Here is a 15,870-nt window from a genome sequence, read left to right as displayed (position 1 = left end):
AGACAAGCTCGGGGAGGATTTGAGATTCCGATCCCTCTTGCCCATGCCCCGGCAAGTGCGTATATCGCCCGTGCTTTCTCGACATCGTCAAACATGCCGAGGTCGGGGCCCGCAGGGCTCCGGCGCTGAAGCTGCTTGACCAATCCCGGAGTGCCGCGTGGCGAATATTGCCGACCTCACCAAGCTGATCGAACCCGAAGCCCAGGCGCTCGGGCTCGCGCTGGTGCGCGTCAAGATGTTCGGCGGCACCAGCGACCCGACGCTGCAGGTGATGGCCGAGCGTCCCGATACCCGCCAGCTCACCATCGACGATTGCGCCGACCTGTCGCGCCGCATCTCCGATGTGTTCGATGCGCTGGAGGAGCAGGGCAAGGATCCGTTCGACTATGCCTATCGCCTGGAAGTCAGCTCGCCCGGCATCGACCGGCCGCTGACCCGCGCGCAGGACTTCGAGGACTGGAAGGGCCATGAGGCGCGCCTCAACCTGGTCGAGCCGCTCGAGGACGGGCGCAAGCAATTGACCGGCGACCTGATCGGCGCCGAGGGCGACCTGATCTCGATCGACGTCCGCAAGTACAAGGCCGTCAGCGTTCCGTTCGGCGCCATCGCCGACGCCAAGCTGCTGATGACCGACAAGCTCATTGCCGCAACCGTGCCGCTCTCCGCCGAGGGCGCCGAAGAATACGAAGCAGAGGAAGACAACTGATGGCCACTGCCATTTCCGCCAACAAGGCCGAGCTGCTCGCCATCGCCGATTCGGTCGCGAAGGAAAAGCTGATCGACAAGGCCATCGTCATCGAGGCGATGGAAGACGCGATCCAGCGCGCCGCGAAGAACCGCTACGGCGTCGAGAACGACATCCGCGCGAAGCTCGACCCGAACACCGGCGACCTGCGCCTGTGGCGCGTCGTCGAAGTGGTCGAGCTGGTGGACGATTATTTCAAGCAGGTCGACCTGAAGGGCGCGCAGAAGCTCCAGAAGGATGCGAAGATCGGCGACTTCATCGTCGATCCGCTGCCCCCGATCGAGTTCGGCCGCATCCAGGCCCAGGCCTCGAAGCAGATCATCTTCCAGAAGGTCCGCGACGCCGAGCGCGAGCGCCAGTATGAAGAGTTCAAGGATCGCCAGAACGAGATCATCACCGGCGTGGTGAAGCGTGTCGAGTTCGGCCATGTCGTGGTCGATCTGGGCCGCGCCGAGGGCGTGATCCGCCGCGACCAGCAGATCCCGCGCGAAGTGGTTCGCGTCGGCGATCGCGTCCGCTCGATCATCCTCAACGTCCGCCGCGAGAACCGGGGCCCGCAGATCTTCCTGAGCCGCGCGCACCCCGAGTTCATGAAGAAGCTGTTCGCGCAGGAAGTGCCCGAGATCTACGACGGCATCATCGAGATCAAGGCCGCTGCCCGCGATCCGGGCTCGCGCGCCAAGATCGGCGTCATCAGCCATGACAGTTCGATCGATCCGGTCGGCGCCTGCGTCGGCATGAAGGGCTCGCGCGTCCAGGCCGTCGTGCAGGAGATGCAGGGCGAGAAGATCGACATCATCCCCTGGTCGCCCGACACCGCGACCTTCGTCGTCAACGCGCTGCAGCCGGCGAACGTCAGCCGCGTCGTGATCGACGAGGAAGAAGATCGCATCGAAGTCGTCGTCCCCGACGATCAGCTGAGCCTTGCCATCGGTCGCCGCGGCCAGAATGTGCGCCTGGCCTCGCAGCTGACCGCCAAGGCGATCGACATCCTCACCGAGACCGACGCCAGCGAGAAGCGCCAGCAGGAATTCGTCGCGAACAGCGAGATGTTCCAGAACGAGCTCGACGTCGACGAGACGCTGGCCCAGCTGCTGGTCGCCGAAGGCTTCAGCAGCCTCGAGGAAGTCGCCTATGTCGAGCTCGACGAAATCGCTTCGATCGAAGGCTTTGACGAGGAGCTCGGCCAGGAGCTGCAGAGCCGTGCGCAGGAAGCGCTCGAGCGCCGCGAGGAAGCCAATCGCGCCGAGCGCCGCGCGCTGGGTGTCGAGGACGATCTCGCCACCATGCCGTACATGACCGAGGCGATGCTGGTCACGCTCGGCAAGGCGGGCATCAAGACGCTCGACGATCTCGCCGACCTGGCGACCGACGAGCTGGTGCAGAAGAAGCGCGCCGAGCCGCGCCGCCGCAACGACGACGCCCCGAAGCGCGAGCAGGACAAGGGCGGGATCCTCGCCGAATATGGCCTCAGCGACGAGCAGGGCAACGAGATCATCATGGCTGCCCGCGCCCACTGGTTCGAGGACGAGGCTCCCGCGGCCGAGACCGCCGAAGCGGCGGAGGGCGACGCCTGATGCCCTTCATCGACATCCGTCTGGCCGGCCCGGCCACCCGCGAGCAGAAGGCTGGCATCGTCGCCGATGTCACGGCCTCGATGGTCGCGCGCCTGGGCAAGCCGGCGGGTGCCGTGCAGGTCAACATCACCGAGCTGAGCCTCGAGAATTACGGTGCGGGCGGGCAGCTGATCGCTGACCGCAACGCCGCGCCGGTGCAGGGAGACGCGCATGCGGTTCCCTCACAATGATACGGCACGGCTAGCCACAAGCCATCGTCACCCTGAACTTGTTTCAGGGTCCAACGCTCCGCGCGCGGTATCGCCGGTGGAGGGTTGGATGCTGAAACAAGTTCAGCATGACGGGTTGGGTAGGGAGGCGCGCGCATGAGCGACCCCACCCGCACCTGCATCCTTTCCCGCGAGGAAGCCCCGCGCGACGGGCTGATCCGACTCGCGCTCTCGCCCGACGGCGAAGTGCTCCCCGATGTCCGCGCCAAGGCGCCGGGCCGCGGGGCGTGGATCGGCGTGACCCGCGCCGAGCTCGAAGCCTCGGGCAAGAAGCTCAAGGGCGTGCTGACGCGTGCCTTCAAGGGCGCCGAGCTGCGCATCCCCGAGGATCTCGGCGCGCGGATCGAGGAGCAGTTGCAGCGCAACGCGCTCGATCGCCTCGGCCTCGAGTTCAAGGCGGGGCATGTCGCGATCGGCGGCGACCGCATCCAGGAAGCCGCGCGCAGCGGCCGTCTCCACCTACTCCTCCACGCCAGCGATGCGGGCGAGGACGGCGCACGCAAGCTCGCCCAGGCCTGGCGCGTGGGCCGTGACGAGGAAGGCAGCGGATTGAAGGGCTTAACATTGCCCGTTCCGCGCACCATATTGTCCTTGGCGCTGGGCCGCGAAAATGTGGTACATGCCGGCCTGACCGACGCCAAAGCAGCCGCGCGGACGAGCGAAGCGCTCGATCGGTGGCTGCACTTTATCGGACCCGATTCCACCCCCCGCCCTTGCGAAACCGCTTCGCAAGGCGCATCGGCGCTTCCGTCGGAAGCGTCGTCAGACGAACGACAGACTGAAGGACTTTAGGCAGGCGCATGAGCGACACCGATAACGAAAAGCCGAAACTGGGCATGCGCGCGCCGCTGGGGCTGAAGCGCACGGTCGAGACGGGCAAGGTGAAGCAGAGCTTCAGCCATGGCCGCTCGAACACCGTGGTCGTGGAAGTGAAGCGCCGCCGGGTCCTTGGTCCGCACGGCACGCCGCAGGACGAGGCGCAGGCCGCGCCCGAGCCCGTGGCCGCGCCGGCTCCCGCCGCTGCGCCCGCCCCGACGCCGGCTCCCGTGCCGCGCCCGCCCGTCTCGAACGAGACGCCGCAGGAGCGGCAGGCCCGCCTGCTGCGCGAGGCCGAAGAGCAGCGCATGAACGCGCTCGAGGAAGCGCGCCGCCGCGAGGAGCGCGAGCGTGCCGAGGCCGTCGAGGCCGAAGCGCGCCGTGCCGAGGAAAAGGCGCGTGCCGAGGCAGAGGCCGCCAAGGCTCCGCCGGCCCCCGAGCCCAAGGCCGAGGAAGCCGCCGCCCCGGCGCCTGCCCCGACCCCCGCGCCGGCCGCTGCGCCCAAGCCGACTCCGGCACCCGCTCCGGTCGCGCTGCAGCTCGATCCGAGTCGCCCGGCGCCGCGCCTGTTCACGCCGGTGCAGCGTCCCGAGATCCCCAAGCCGCAGCCCAAGCCCGAGCCGCAGCAGGAAGCCGCCGCGCCCGCGCCCTCGGCTGCCCCGCGTCCGGCCGGTGGCGGCGCGCCCGCTTCGCGTCCCGCGCCCACGGGCGGCGCACCGGTGCGCCGCGGCCCCGAGCCCGCGCGTCCGCAGCAGCGTGACCGCAAGGGCGACGATCGCCGCCAGTCGGGCAAGCTCACCGTCAACCGCGCCCTGGGTGGCGAGGATGGCGCGCGTGCCCGCTCGCTCGCCGCGCTGAAGCGCGCCCGCGAGAAGGAGCATCGCCGTTCCTATGGCGGCGGCTCGGTCCAGCGCGAGAAGCAGGTCCGCGACGTGGTCGTCCCCGAGGCGATCACGGTTCAGGAACTGGCCAACCGCATGGCCGAGAAGGGTGCCGACCTGGTGAAGGCGCTGTTCAAGATGGGCATGCCGGTCACCGTCAACCAGACGATCGACCAGGACACCGCCGAGCTGCTGGTCACCGAGTTCGGCCACAACCTGCAGCGCGTCAGCGACAGCGATGTCGATCTGGACGTGTCCGAGGCCGATGCCGAGGACACGCTGCAGCCGCGTGCGCCGGTGGTGACGATCATGGGTCACGTCGATCACGGCAAGACCTCGCTGCTCGATGCCCTGCGCGGTACCGATGTGGTGAAGGGCGAAGCCGGCGGCATCACCCAGCATATCGGCGCCTATCAGGTCACGCTGAAGGACAAGTCGAAGGTCACCTTCCTCGACACGCCGGGCCATGAGGCGTTCACCCAGATGCGCGCTCGCGGTGCCGACATCACCGACATCGTCGTGCTGGTGGTCGCCGCGAATGACGGCCTGATGCCGCAGACGATCGAGGCGATCAATCACACCAAGGCGGCCGGCGTGCCGATGATCGTGGCGATCAACAAGGTCGACCTCGACAGCGCCAATCCGCAGCGCGTGCGCGAGCGTCTTCTCGAGCATGAAGTGATCGTCGAGGAAATGGGCGGTGAGACCCAGGACGTCGAAGTCTCGGCGCTCAAGAAGATCGGTCTCGACACGCTGATCGAGAAGATCCAGCTCCAGGCCGAACTGCTCGAGCTCAAGGCCAATCCGGACCGCGAGGCCGAAGGCACGGTGATCGAGGCGAAGCTCGACAAGGGCCGCGGTCCCGTGGCCACCATCCTCGTCAACCGCGGCACGCTCAAGGTCGGCGACGTGTTCGTCGTCGGCGCCGAGAGCGGCAAGGTCCGCGCGCTGGTCAACGACAAGGGCCAGCAGGTCAAGGAAGCCGGCCCCTCGACTCCGGTCGAAGTGCTCGGCCTCTCGGGCGTGCCGATGGCGGGCGATCCGCTCCAGGTCGTCGAGAACGAAGCGCGTGCGCGCGAAGTCGCCGAATATCGTTCGGGCGTCGCGCTCCAGAAGCGCACGACCAACGCGCCGGCCAGCCTCGAGAGCATGTTCTCGGCGCTCAAGGAAAAGCAGGCGATGGAATATCCGCTGGTCGTCAAGGCGGATACCCAGGGCACGGTCGAGGCGATCGTCGCGGCGATCAACAAGATCAGCACCGACGACATCAAGGCGCGCGTCCTGCATTCGGGCGTGGGCGGCATCACCGAGAGCGACGTGTCGCTCGCCGGCGCCGCCGGTGCCCCGATCATCGGCTTCAACGTGCGCCCGAACGCCAAGGCGCGCGAGATCGCCGAGCGCAACAAGGTCGCGTTCAAATATTATGACGTGATCTACGACCTGACCGACGAGATTCGCGCGGGCATGGCCGGCCAGCTTGGTCCGGAAGCCTTCGAAACCGTCGTCGGCCGCGCCGAGATCAAGGAAGTCTTCTCGGCGGGCAAGCACGGCAAGGCCGCCGGTCTGCTCGTCACCGAAGGCGCGATCCGCAAGGCGCTCAAGGCGCGCATCACCCGGGACGATGTCATCATCTACCAGGGCGAGATCGCCTCGCTGCGTCGCTTCAAGGACGATGTCCCCGAAGTGCGCGCGGGCCTGGAGTGCGGTGTGACGTTCAGCCAGAACTTCACCGACATCAAGGCGGGCGACTATCTCGAAACCTTCGAAGTCGAGATGCGCGAGCGCACGCTCTAATGCCGGTAAGCCGGGGGAGACGACGCAAGTCATCGCCTCCGGCACCGCGCCGGCAAAGCTGGTGGCGCGATGCACTGGCATGGGTGGCGGATGGAATCGGCCTCCTCCTGCGGAGGTGGCCGTGACGGGCTCGATCTTCGACGATTTCCCGTCGCCTTCCTCGGCCCGGCTGCTCGGCTGGGAGATGCAGGGGTTCGACGCGGAAGCGCGGGCGATCGAGATCGGCTTCCAGCTCGACGATCGCTTCCTCAATCCTGCCGGCACGGTGCAGGGCGGATTCCTGGCGGCGATGCTCGACGATACGCAGGGGCCCTGCCTGTTCGCGGCGAGCGAAGGCACGGTCTATGCGCCGACGATCGACTTCCATGTCGTGTGCCTCAAGCCGGCGCTGCCCGGGCGCTTCACCGGCAAGGGCAGGGTAGTGAGCCTGGGCAAGACGATCGCGGTGACCGAGGCGGAATTGTTCGACGAAGGCGGCAACATGGTCGCCCGCGGCACCTTCACGGGCCGTGTGATGCAAGGCGCGATGGCGCGCCGGGGTGAGAAATGAAGACGCAGAGCAACGAAGAGCGTTCGGTCCGCGTGCTGCGCGTCGGCGAGCAGGTGCGCCATGTGCTGAGCGAGATCCTCCAGCGCGGCGACGTGCATGACGACGTGCTGGCCAAGCATCTCGTCTCGATCACCGAAGTGCGCATGTCGCCCGACCTGCGCCACGCGACGGTCTTCGTGAAGCCGCTGCTCGGCAAGGACGAGGAAGTGGTGATCAAGGCGCTCAGGACCAACACCGCCTATCTCCAGCGCGAGGTCGCCCACCGGGTGAAGATGAAATACGCCGCCAGGCTCAAGTTCCTGGCGGACGAGAGCTTCGACGAGGGCAGCCATATCGACAAGCTGCTCCGTTCGCCCGAAGTGGCGCGAGACCTGGGCGAGGAAGCGGAGCAAGGTTGACTCCTGGCCGGGTAAGACGCATCTTACCGATGTGAATGCGAAAACCACCCTTTCGGCCAAGGGCCAGGTTGTGATCCCGAAAGAGGTTCGGGATGCGCTCGGCCTGCTGCCCGGGCAGGTGCTTGAAGTTGTCCGCACAGGCAACGGCGTACTTCTCACGCCGCAACGTCGGAAAAGCGGCCGAACCGCCGAGGAGATTTTCGCGCGTATCCGTGAGATAGCGCCGCCTTGGAATGGCCCTCCGGTTTCCATCGAGGACATGGATCGTGCCGTCGATGCCATGTTCGCGGCCAAGTCGAAGGACGAGATCTGACCGCGGCGGTGGACACGAATATCCTCGTGCGCGCCGTTACCGGGGATGATGCCGCCCAGACGTCGCTGGCGAGAGCGCTTCTGACGGAGCCGTTCGTGCTGCTGGCAAGTGTTCTCGTCGAAACGGAATGGGTGCTCCGTTCCCAATATGGCTGGTCCCGCAATGCCATTGCCACGGCATTGGCAGAGTTGATCGACTTACCGGCGCTAGCGGAAGGTCCCGCCGCCATTCATTGGGCAGTGGAGCGTTTTGCCGCGGGCGCTGACTTTGCCGACATGGTTCATCTGGTTTCCGCCGGAGGTGCGACGCGCTTCGTGACCTTTGATCGTCGCTTGAAGGCCAAAGCCGGAGACTCTACCCCCCTCCCGATCGAGACCCTCGCATAAATGGCCAAGCTCTATTTCTACTATGCCTCGATGAATGCGGGGAAATCGACCACGCTGCTCCAGGCCGATTTCAACTATCGCGAGCGCGGCATGCGCACGCTGCTGTTCACTGCCGGCATCCATGATCGCGGCGGCAGGGGCGTGATCGATTCGCGGCTCGGCATCAGCGCCACTGCCATCCCCTTCGGCGAGGCGACCGATCTGCGCCGCATCGCCGAGGACGCGCATTACGAGGCGCCGCTCGCCTGCGTGCTCGTCGACGAATCGCAGTTCCTCTCCGCCGGCCAGGTCCGTCAGCTTGCCCATCTGGCCGACGAGGTGGGAATCCCGGTGCTCTGCTACGGCCTGCGCACCGATTTCCAGGGCCGGCTGTTCCCTGGCTCGGCCGAGCTGCTCGCGCTCGCCGACTCGCTGGTCGAGATCAAGTCGGTCTGCGAATGCGGGCGCAAGGCGACGATGAATTTGCGCGTCGATGGCGAAGGCAATGCCGTGCGCGAGGGCGAGCAGCGCGAAGTGGGCGGCAACGAGCGCTATGTCGCGCTGTGCCGCCGCCACTTCATGCAGCGTACAGCCGGATCGTGCTAAGGATACAGGCTGGAGTGTATCCCCCGGTCTTCGAAAGGAGACGATCGATGTTCCGCAAGACTGCCCTCGCCCTGGCGCTGCCGGCGCTGATCCTTGCCACCGCCGCTGCGGCGCAGGAGGCGGGCCCGACGCCCGGCCCCAAATCGGGCGAGCAGGCGACGATCCCGTTCCTCACCCGCAGCGATGTGCGCACCTTCGAGCCGACCGACAGCGGTGACGGCGTCTATATCGAGGACAGCCGCCGCAACTGGTATTATGCCAGCTTCTTCGGCCGCTGCCTCGATCTGCCCTGGGCGACGGGCGTGGGCTTCAAGACCTTCCCGGGCGCGTCGCGGATCGATCGGGGCGACACGATCTTCGCCGGCGACAGCCGCTGCACGATCTCCAGCATCGTCCATAGCGGGCCGCCGCCCGAAAAGCCCAAAAAGGCGAAGAAGCCCAAGGCCTGACCCAAAGGCCTGACTTTGCGCCGCGCCTCGGCTAGGGGCCGCGGATGCATGGCTGGATCATCCTCGACAAACCGCTTGGCCTCGGCTCCACCCAGGGCGTGAGCGCCGTCAAGCGTGCGCTGCGCGACGGCAAGTACGGCAAGTTCAAGGTCGGGCATGGCGGCACGCTCGATCCGCTGGCGACCGGCGTGCTGCCGATCGCGATCGGCGAGGCGACCAAGCTGGCCGGGCGGATGCTCGACAGCGACAAGGTCTATGATTTCACGATCCGGTTCGGCGTCGAGACCGATACGCTCGACCTCGAAGGCAAGGAAATCGCGACGTCCGACGTGCGCCCCACGCGCGCCCAGATCGAGGCGGTGCTGCCCCGCTTCACCGGGCCGATCGAGCAGGTGCCGCCTGCCTATTCCGCGCTCAAGGTGGACGGCGAGCGCGCCTATGATCTGGCGCGGGCCGGGGAAGAGGTGAAGCTGGCCTCGCGTTCCGTCGTGATCCACGCGCTGCAGTTCCTCCCCGAGCTTGCCTCGGGGAGGGGGACCGCTCGCGAAGCGAGTGGTGGAGGGGCTGGCGAAGCCGGTGCTGACGCACCGCCCCTCCACCACGCCGCTGAAGCGGCGCGGTCCCCCTCCCCCAGCAAGCTGGGGGAGGATTTGCTTGAAATCACCCTGCGCGCGCATGTCTCCAAGGGCACCTATATCCGCAGCCTCGCGCGCGACATCGCGCGGGCGCTCGGCAGTGTCGGCCATGTCACGATGCTGCGCCGGGTGAAGGCCGGTCCCTTCACCCTGGAGTCCGCGATTTCGCTGGACAAACTGGACGAAGCCGCTAAGGCCCGCACCCTTGAACAAATCCTCCTGCCATTGAGGGCGGGGCTGGACGACATCCCGGCTCTATCCCTCACCCCCGACCAGGCAGGGCTGCTCCGACAGGGGCAGGTTCTGGCCGGGATCGCCAAGGAAGACGGCCAATATTTCGCGTGCCTGGAGGAGACTCCGATCGCGCTGGTGGAGGCTCTATCCGGTCACATCCGGGTCGTCCGCGGCTTCAATCTGTAAGCGATGTCGAAGGAAAGACTATGTCGATCACTGCAGAGCGCAAGGAAGCGCTGATCAAGGAACACGCACGCGGCGGCACCGACACCGGCAGCCCCGAAGTGCAGATCGCGATCCTCTCGGAGCGCATCTCGAACCTGACCGAGCACTTCAAGACGCACGCCAAGGACAACCATTCGCGCCGCGGCCTGCTGATGCTGGTCAACAAGCGCCGTAGCCTCCTCGACTATCTGAAGAAGAAGGACGAGGGTCGCTACACCGACCTGATCGCGAAGCTGGGCCTTCGCAAGTAACCGGAAAGGCGGCCTTCGGGTCGCCTTTTTGTCATCCCGGCGCGCTAGGCGCCGATCGGCTCCCACCCCTGGGAGCCATACGCGGGAACGGCAATCCGGCCGCATCCCACGAGCCACTCACGGCTCACGCATAGGCCCCCGCTGCATCGGGCAGCGGGAGTGAAGGAAAAACAATGTTCGACAAGAAGACTGTATCGATCGAGTGGGGCGGCAAGACGCTGACTCTCGAAACGGGCAAGGTTGCCCGCCAGGCCGACGGCGCCGTGATGGCGACGCTCGGCGAAACCGTGGTTCTCTGCGCGGTCACCGCTGCCAAGAGCGTGAAGGAAGGCCAGGACTTCTTCCCGCTGACCGTCCACTATCAGGAAAAGTTCTCGGCTGCCGGCCGCATCCCGGGCGGCTTCTTCAAGCGCGAGCGCGGCGCCACCGAGAAGGAGACCCTGGTCTCGCGTCTCATCGACCGCCCGATCCGCCCGCTTTTCCCGGAAGGCTTCTACAACGAGATCAACGCCATCGCGCAGGTGCTCTCGTATGACGGCGAGAACGAGCCGGACATCCTCGCGATGGTCGCCGCTTCGGCAGCACTCACCATCTCGGGCGTGCCCTTCATGGGCCCGATCGGCGCCGCCCGCGTCGGCTATATCGACGGCGAGTACATCCTGAACCCGACCGACGCGCAGGTTGCCGAGGGCGATCTCGATCTCGTCGTCGCCGCCACCTATGACGCGGTGATGATGGTCGAATCGGAAGCCAAGGAGCTTTCGGAAGAAGTCATGCTCGGCGCCGTGCTGTTCGCGCATGACGCCTGCCGCGAGGTGATCAAGGCGATCGTCAAGCTCGCCGAGCAGTCGGCCAAGGAGCCGTGGGTCATCGCCTCGGGCGACGACAACGCCAAGCTCAAGGACTCGATCAAGAAGCTGATCGGCAAGGACATCACCGCCGCCTACAAGCTGACCGACAAGTCGGCCCGCTCGAACGCGCTCAACGAAGCGCGCGCAAAGGCGAAGGCGAAGTTCGCCGAGGACGGCCTGAGCCCGCAGGAAGTCATGGCCGGCATCAAGCTGACCAAGAAGCTCGAGGCAGAGATCGTCCGCACCGCCATCCTCAAGGACGGCAAGCGCATCGACGGCCGCACCACCACGCAGATCCGCCCGATCGTGGCGGAGACGCACTTCCTCCCGCGTGCGCACGGCTCGGCGCTGTTCACCCGCGGCGAGACCCAGACGATCGCCACCTGCACCCTCGGCACCAAGGACGCCGAGCAGATGATCGACGGCCTGGGCGGTCTCTCCTATCAGGCGTTCATGCTGCACTATAACTTCCCGCCCTATTCGGTCGGCGAAGTGGGCCGCTTCGGCGCCCCGGGCCGTCGCGAAGTCGGTCACGGCAAGCTGGCATGGCGCGCGCTGCACCCGGTGCTGCCGTCGAAGGAGGACTTCCCCTACACGATCCGCCTGACCAGCGACATCACCGAGTCGAACGGCTCGTCGTCGATGGCCTCGGTCTGCGGCGGCAGCCTCGCGATGATGGACGCCGGCGTGCCGATCAAGCGCGCCGTCTCGGGCATCGCCATGGGCCTGATCCTCGAAGGCAAGGACTATGCGATCCTGTCGGACATCCTGGGTGACGAAGATCACCTCGGCGACATGGACTTCAAGGTGGCGGGCACGTCCGAAGGCATCACCACGATGCAGATGGACATCAAGATCGCCGGCATCACCAAGGAGATCTTCGAGGCCGCGCTGAACCAGGCCAAGGACGGCCGCGCGCACATCCTCGGCGAGATGGCCAAGGCGCTGGGCGAGACCCGCTCGGAGCTGTCGGCGCATGCGCCGCGCATCGAGACGCTGCAGATCGACAAGACCAAGATCCGCGACGTCATCGGCACGGGCGGCAAGGTGATCCGCGAGATCGTCGCCACCACCGGCGCCAAGGTCGACATCGACGACGAGGGCGTGATCAAGATCAGCTCGTCGGACCTGACCCAGATCGAGGCCGCCAAGAAGTGGATCCTCGGCATCGTCGAGGAAGCCGAAGTCGGCAAGATCTACACCGGCAAGGTCGTCAACCTGGTCGACTTCGGTGCGTTCGTGAACTTCATGGGCGGCAAGGACGGCCTCGTCCACGTCTCGGAGATCAAGAACGAGCGCGTCGAGAAGGTCTCGGATGCCCTGAGCGAAGGCCAGGAAGTCAAGGTCAAGGTCCTCGAGATCGATCCGCGCGGCAAGGTTCGCCTGTCGATGCGCGTCGTCGATCAGGAAACCGGCGAGGAGCTGGAAGACACCCGTCCGGCCCGCGAGCCGCGCGAACCGCGCGGTGATCGTGGCGATCGCGGTGACCGTGGCGACCGTCGTCGTGACGGTGGCCGCGGCGGCGACCGTGGTCCGCGCCGCGAAGGTGGCGACCGTGGCGATCGTGGTCCGCGCGGCGAAGGCCGTGGTGATCGCGGCCCGCGCCGCGAGCGTTCGGAATCGAAGGACGAAGGCGGCGAGAACATCGGCCTGCCGGCGTTCCTCACCGGCGGCGACGACTGATCGCCTGAAAATCTGGCGAAAGCCCGGAAAAGAGGGGCCCTCGCGGAAACGCGGGGGCCTTTTCTTTGGCCTGGCGGCTCCGGCTATCCGGCTTGCAGCCGCGGACTGCGTTCGCGCGTGCCACCTTACCAATTGGCGAAATAGGTCAGTCCAAAATGACCGAATATCCGCGCAGGATGCGCCGCCGCCTACATAAAACATTGATATCATAAATTATATTTATTGATTTGTGTCAGGCCAATTTGCCGATAAGATTTCGCGTTCGCCGATCGGGGGCGCTCGCAAGGCATCCCGCAACAAGCAGTGCCGCAAAGACGGCGCGGATCGGAGAATGCGGCGGGGCCGGATGGAGAGGATGTCTAGCGAAAGGAGAGCGACATGATCGGCAGATCTCTAGTTCGGCGTATCTGCGGGCGTATATTCGGCAAGCTTGGCCTGTTGGCCGCACTCGCGGCGATCGGGGCGACCAGCATCCCCGTTGCGGCCGAGGCACAAACCCTGCTCCAGACCCAGGCTCGCTATCCCCGTATCCGCATGCTGGCGACGGGCGAGCTGATCGCCACGGTGCTGCTGTTCCCCAATGACTATCGCGTCCGGGTCTTCTCGAGCACCGATAACGGCGCTTCCTGGACTGCGGTGAGCACCTTCGGCGAGTCGAACTGGTCGACCGTCCAGACCAGCAGCCCCGATTTCGTCGTCATGCCCAATGGCGATCTGATCCTGGGCATCAACACCGAAACCCATTGCGTGGGCTGCATTCCGAAGATCCGGATCTTCCGAAGCACCGACAAGGGCCGCAACTGGACCTATCTGTCGACCGCGGCGACATCGAACAAGGCGATCACCTCGACCGACGACGATGGTTTCTGGGAGCCCAATTTCTCGTTCGACAGCGCCGGCAACCTGGTGCTGATCTATGCCGACGAAACCAGCGACTGCTGCAGCCAGAAGCTGGTGCGGGTCCGCAGCAGCGATGGCGGCGCGACCTGGACCGACCGCAGCAATCTGGTTGCGATCGGCACCTCGAACACCAAGGAAACGCATCGTCCGGGCATGCCGATCGTGGTCAAGCTGACCGACGGCACCGACCGCTGGATGCTGACCTATGAGGTGTGCGGCGTGGCCGGCATCAACAACTGCCGGCATCACTACAAGACCTCGACCGACGGCTGGAACTACGGCACGACCACCAATATCGGCACCCAGATGACGGGAAGCGCCAGCCGCTATTTCAACGGCACCCCGATGGTGAAATCGGTGCAGAATGGCGGCCCGCTGCTGTGGATCGGCCATCACCTGCATCTCAGCGACGGGTCCTGGTCGGCGGCGAACGGCTATCTGCTGTTCCGCAGCGACAATGGCAGCCCCGAAGGCCCCTGGACCGCGATGAACGCGCCGGTCTCGGTCGACGATCCGCAATCGGCCACCTGCGACGGCTTCTCGCCGGCGCTGCAATGGGTGCCCAACAGCTCGGGCGGCAAGAACGTCGTGCAGATGACGACGCGGCTGAGCCCGACCGGCACCGGCTGCGACGTGTATTTCGGTTCGGCGCCGCTCTGATCCGGAGCCGCTGAGAAAGCCCCCGGCGGCGTACGCCGCGTCGCCGGGGGCGTTCACCCGGAGGGAGTACCGGCCTTGCAAGCACTTTCGGATCGCGCGACCCGGCGCTGGCTCATCGGCGGCACGCTCGCCATTCTGGGCTCGGCCGGGCTGGCGCTGCACTTCCTGGGCGATGATCCGGCCGCGGCACCCGCCGGACAGGTGCGGATCGCCGGCGGCGCACCCGGGCCGTCGTCTTCCCTGCCGCTGCCGTTGCCCAGCGCGGCCTCCGCGGAAAAGATGGAGCCGATTCCGATCCGCCCGACGCGGCGCAATGGAAACAAGGCGAGCCAGCAGGCCTCGCAGCTGCTCGTCGAGAAGCGCGACATGGCATGGGCGCCGCGCAGCGAAGCGGCGCTGCGCGACTTCACCCGCGCCATTCCCTATATCGGCGGCGACAAGCGCGTCCTCAAGATCGCCTGCAAGGCGAATATCTGCGAGATGAACGGCTATGCCGATCCCGATCCCGCGACGGGCACGATGGGGCCGGTGTGGGAAGCGCTCGAACGCGATACCGGAGGGCCCGAGCTCCGCGCCCAGGGGCTGGAGCGCACCGCTGCGATCTTCGACACGGGCAGGAGCGGCGACGAGTTCATCATCTATTATCGCCGGCTCGACAGCCCGCCGGGTCCGTGAACGGCGCTATCCGTTCCGGGCTTTCCCGGCTTCCCTGTGCCGCCAGCGCAGCGCCTCGACGATCGCGGCAAAGGCCGGCGTCGGCTGGCGGCGGCTCGGATAATAGAGGTGATAGCCGGCAAAGGGCGGCGACCAGTCCTCGAGCACCGTCTCGAGCGTGCCGGCGTCGAGGTCGTCGCGCACCATGCTCTCCATCAGATAGCCGAGCCCGAAGCCGTCGAGCGCCGCCTCGCGGATATGGAAGATGCTGTTGAAGGTCAGCTGGCCCTCCACGCGCACCCGCTGCGCCCGCCCGTTCCGCTCGAATTCCCAGGCATAGAGGCCACGCAGCGTCGGCAGGCGCAGGTTGATGCAGCAATGGCCGGCCAGCTCCTGCGGCGTCTGCGGGCGGCCGGCCTTGTCGAAATAGCCCGGGCTCGCCACCACCAGCATCCGCATCGGCGGGCTGATCGGCACGGCGATCATGTCCTTGTCGATGATGTCGCCCAGCCGCACGCCGGCGTCGAACTTCTCGGCGACGATGTCGACCAGCTTGTAGTCGGTCTCTATCTCCAGCTTGATGTCCGGATAGCGCGCCAGCGCGTCGCGCAGCCGCGGCCACAGCACGGTCTGCAGTGAGAATTCGTCGGCGGTGATGCGGATATTGCCGGCGGGGCGCTCGCGCAGGTCGTTGAGCGCCGTTACGTGCGTGGCGATCTCGTCGAGATGGAAGGCGACCGAGCGCAGCATCCGCTCGCCCGCCTCGGTGGCGGTGACGCTGCGCGTGGTGCGGTTGAGCAGCCGTACGCCCAGTCGCTCCTCCAGCCCGCGCATGCAATGGCTCAGCGCCGAGGGCGTCACGCCCAGCTGGGCGGCGGCACGGGTGAAGCTGCGCTCGCGCGCGACGGCGACGAAGGCGGCGAGATCGGCCAGGTCCTGACGGTTCATTGCTGAAATTTACTCATAAACCCGTTCAGATTACAGCCCCTAATCGCGGGGCCGATCCCCCCTATC

At 66.4% G+C, this 15,870-nt stretch carries 17 protein-coding genes; 16 read left to right on the top strand and 1 reads right to left on the bottom strand.

The window, feature by feature from the left end:
* The first annotated feature begins 157 nt into the window (after window positions 1-157).
* The 16 genes from rimP to P6144_RS06960 all read left to right on the top strand — a co-directional run bounded on the left by rimP (window position 158) and on the right by P6144_RS06960 (window position 14,877).
* Window positions 158-706 (top strand): ribosome maturation protein RimP, encoded by a 549-nt coding sequence (gene rimP, locus P6144_RS07035; RefSeq protein ID WP_277767024.1) that lies wholly within the window; start codon window positions 158-160, stop codon window positions 704-706.
* Entirely contained in the window at window positions 706-2,322 is a 1,617-nt protein-coding gene (gene nusA / locus P6144_RS07030) for a transcription termination factor NusA (RefSeq protein WP_277767023.1), read from the top strand. The genes rimP and nusA overlap by 1 nt, the downstream gene beginning before the upstream one ends.
* Window positions 2,322-2,552, top strand: a complete 231-nt coding sequence (locus P6144_RS07025) for a 4-oxalocrotonate tautomerase family protein (protein WP_277767022.1) — start codon at window positions 2,322-2,324, stop codon at window positions 2,550-2,552. Before nusA ends, P6144_RS07025 begins: the two co-directional genes overlap by 1 nt.
* 135 nt (window positions 2,553-2,687) lie before the next feature.
* The gene (locus P6144_RS07020; RefSeq protein WP_277767021.1) at window positions 2,688-3,383 is read left to right on the top strand and encodes a DUF448 domain-containing protein; all 696 of its coding nucleotides are present in this window, start codon (window positions 2,688-2,690) and stop codon (window positions 3,381-3,383) included.
* Between the two features lie 8 nt (window positions 3,384-3,391).
* Window positions 3,392-6,082: a translation initiation factor IF-2 gene (gene infB / locus P6144_RS07015; RefSeq protein ID WP_277767020.1), complete on the top strand. Its 2,691-nt coding sequence runs from the start codon at window positions 3,392-3,394 to the stop codon at window positions 6,080-6,082.
* Window positions 6,083-6,203: 121 nt separating this feature from the next.
* The gene (locus P6144_RS07010; protein WP_277767019.1) at window positions 6,204-6,632 is read left to right on the top strand and encodes a PaaI family thioesterase; all 429 of its coding nucleotides are present in this window, start codon (window positions 6,204-6,206) and stop codon (window positions 6,630-6,632) included.
* Entirely contained in the window at window positions 6,629-7,030 is a 402-nt protein-coding gene (rbfA, locus tag P6144_RS07005; RefSeq protein ID WP_277767018.1) for a 30S ribosome-binding factor RbfA, read from the top strand. Before P6144_RS07010 ends, rbfA begins: the two co-directional genes overlap by 4 nt.
* Before the next feature lie 31 nt (window positions 7,031-7,061).
* Window positions 7,062-7,343 carry an AbrB/MazE/SpoVT family DNA-binding domain-containing protein gene (locus P6144_RS07000; protein WP_277767017.1) on the top strand — a complete coding sequence of 94 codons (282 nt, stop codon included), beginning with the start codon at window positions 7,062-7,064 and terminating at the stop codon, window positions 7,341-7,343.
* A gap of 8 nt (window positions 7,344-7,351) precedes the next feature.
* Window positions 7,352-7,729 (top strand): type II toxin-antitoxin system VapC family toxin, encoded by a 378-nt coding sequence (locus P6144_RS06995; protein ID WP_277767016.1) that lies wholly within the window; start codon window positions 7,352-7,354, stop codon window positions 7,727-7,729.
* Window positions 7,730-8,314 carry a thymidine kinase gene (locus P6144_RS06990; RefSeq protein ID WP_277767015.1) on the top strand — a complete coding sequence of 195 codons (585 nt, stop codon included), beginning with the start codon at window positions 7,730-7,732 and terminating at the stop codon, window positions 8,312-8,314.
* A gap of 47 nt (window positions 8,315-8,361) precedes the next feature.
* A complete protein-coding gene (locus P6144_RS06985) occupies window positions 8,362-8,763 on the top strand; it encodes a DUF6491 family protein (RefSeq protein ID WP_277767014.1) in 402 nt (133 codons plus the stop codon).
* A gap of 44 nt (window positions 8,764-8,807) precedes the next feature.
* Window positions 8,808-9,818 carry a tRNA pseudouridine(55) synthase TruB gene (truB, locus tag P6144_RS06980; protein ID WP_277767013.1) on the top strand — a complete coding sequence of 337 codons (1,011 nt, stop codon included), beginning with the start codon at window positions 8,808-8,810 and terminating at the stop codon, window positions 9,816-9,818.
* Window positions 9,819-9,838: 20 nt separating this feature from the next.
* Window positions 9,839-10,108 carry a 30S ribosomal protein S15 gene (gene rpsO, locus P6144_RS06975; RefSeq protein ID WP_277767012.1) on the top strand — a complete coding sequence of 90 codons (270 nt, stop codon included), beginning with the start codon at window positions 9,839-9,841 and terminating at the stop codon, window positions 10,106-10,108.
* A gap of 173 nt (window positions 10,109-10,281) precedes the next feature.
* Window positions 10,282-12,642: a polyribonucleotide nucleotidyltransferase gene (pnp, locus tag P6144_RS06970; RefSeq protein WP_277767011.1), complete on the top strand. Its 2,361-nt coding sequence runs from the start codon at window positions 10,282-10,284 to the stop codon at window positions 12,640-12,642.
* Between the two features lie 438 nt (window positions 12,643-13,080).
* On the top strand, window positions 13,081-14,202 hold the full coding sequence (locus P6144_RS06965) for a sialidase family protein (protein ID WP_277767010.1): 1,122 nt from the start codon (window positions 13,081-13,083) through the stop codon (window positions 14,200-14,202).
* A 75-nt stretch (window positions 14,203-14,277) separates the two neighbouring features.
* Window positions 14,278-14,877 carry a hypothetical protein gene (locus P6144_RS06960; protein WP_277767009.1) on the top strand — a complete coding sequence of 200 codons (600 nt, stop codon included), beginning with the start codon at window positions 14,278-14,280 and terminating at the stop codon, window positions 14,875-14,877.
* A 6-nt stretch (window positions 14,878-14,883) separates the two neighbouring features.
* Here the strand turns inward: P6144_RS06960 and P6144_RS06955 are convergent, their stop codons facing one another.
* Window positions 14,884-15,804, bottom strand: a complete 921-nt coding sequence (locus tag P6144_RS06955) for a LysR family transcriptional regulator (protein ID WP_277767008.1) — start codon at window positions 15,802-15,804, stop codon at window positions 14,884-14,886.
* Window positions 15,805-15,870: the final 66 nt, after the last annotated feature.

Source organism: Sphingomonas sp. HITSZ_GF, from assembly GCF_029543155.1.
Lineage (GTDB): Bacteria > Pseudomonadota > Alphaproteobacteria > Sphingomonadales > Sphingomonadaceae > Sphingomonas.
The sequence above is the reverse complement of the archived record's forward strand: the minus strand, read 5'-3'. Positions and strand labels throughout refer to the sequence as shown.

Coding starts and splice junctions, on each gene's coding strand:
- nusA (WP_277767023.1), top strand. CDS start 706: ATGGCCACTGCCATTTCCGCCAACAAGGCCGAGCTGCTCGCCATCGCC.
- P6144_RS07025 (WP_277767022.1), top strand. CDS start 2,322: ATGCCCTTCATCGACATCCGTCTGGCCGGCCCGGCCACCCGCGAGCAG.
- P6144_RS07020 (WP_277767021.1), top strand. CDS start 2,688: ATGAGCGACCCCACCCGCACCTGCATCCTTTCCCGCGAGGAAGCCCCG.
- infB (WP_277767020.1), top strand. CDS start 3,392: ATGAGCGACACCGATAACGAAAAGCCGAAACTGGGCATGCGCGCGCCG.
- rbfA (WP_277767018.1), top strand. CDS start 6,629: ATGAAGACGCAGAGCAACGAAGAGCGTTCGGTCCGCGTGCTGCGCGTC.
- P6144_RS06990 (WP_277767015.1), top strand. CDS start 7,730: ATGGCCAAGCTCTATTTCTACTATGCCTCGATGAATGCGGGGAAATCG.
- P6144_RS06985 (WP_277767014.1), top strand. CDS start 8,362: ATGTTCCGCAAGACTGCCCTCGCCCTGGCGCTGCCGGCGCTGATCCTT.
- truB (WP_277767013.1), top strand. CDS start 8,808: ATGCATGGCTGGATCATCCTCGACAAACCGCTTGGCCTCGGCTCCACC.
- rpsO (WP_277767012.1), top strand. CDS start 9,839: ATGTCGATCACTGCAGAGCGCAAGGAAGCGCTGATCAAGGAACACGCA.
- pnp (WP_277767011.1), top strand. CDS start 10,282: ATGTTCGACAAGAAGACTGTATCGATCGAGTGGGGCGGCAAGACGCTG.
- P6144_RS06955 (WP_277767008.1), bottom strand. CDS start 15,804: ATGAACCGTCAGGACCTGGCCGATCTCGCCGCCTTCGTCGCCGTCGCG.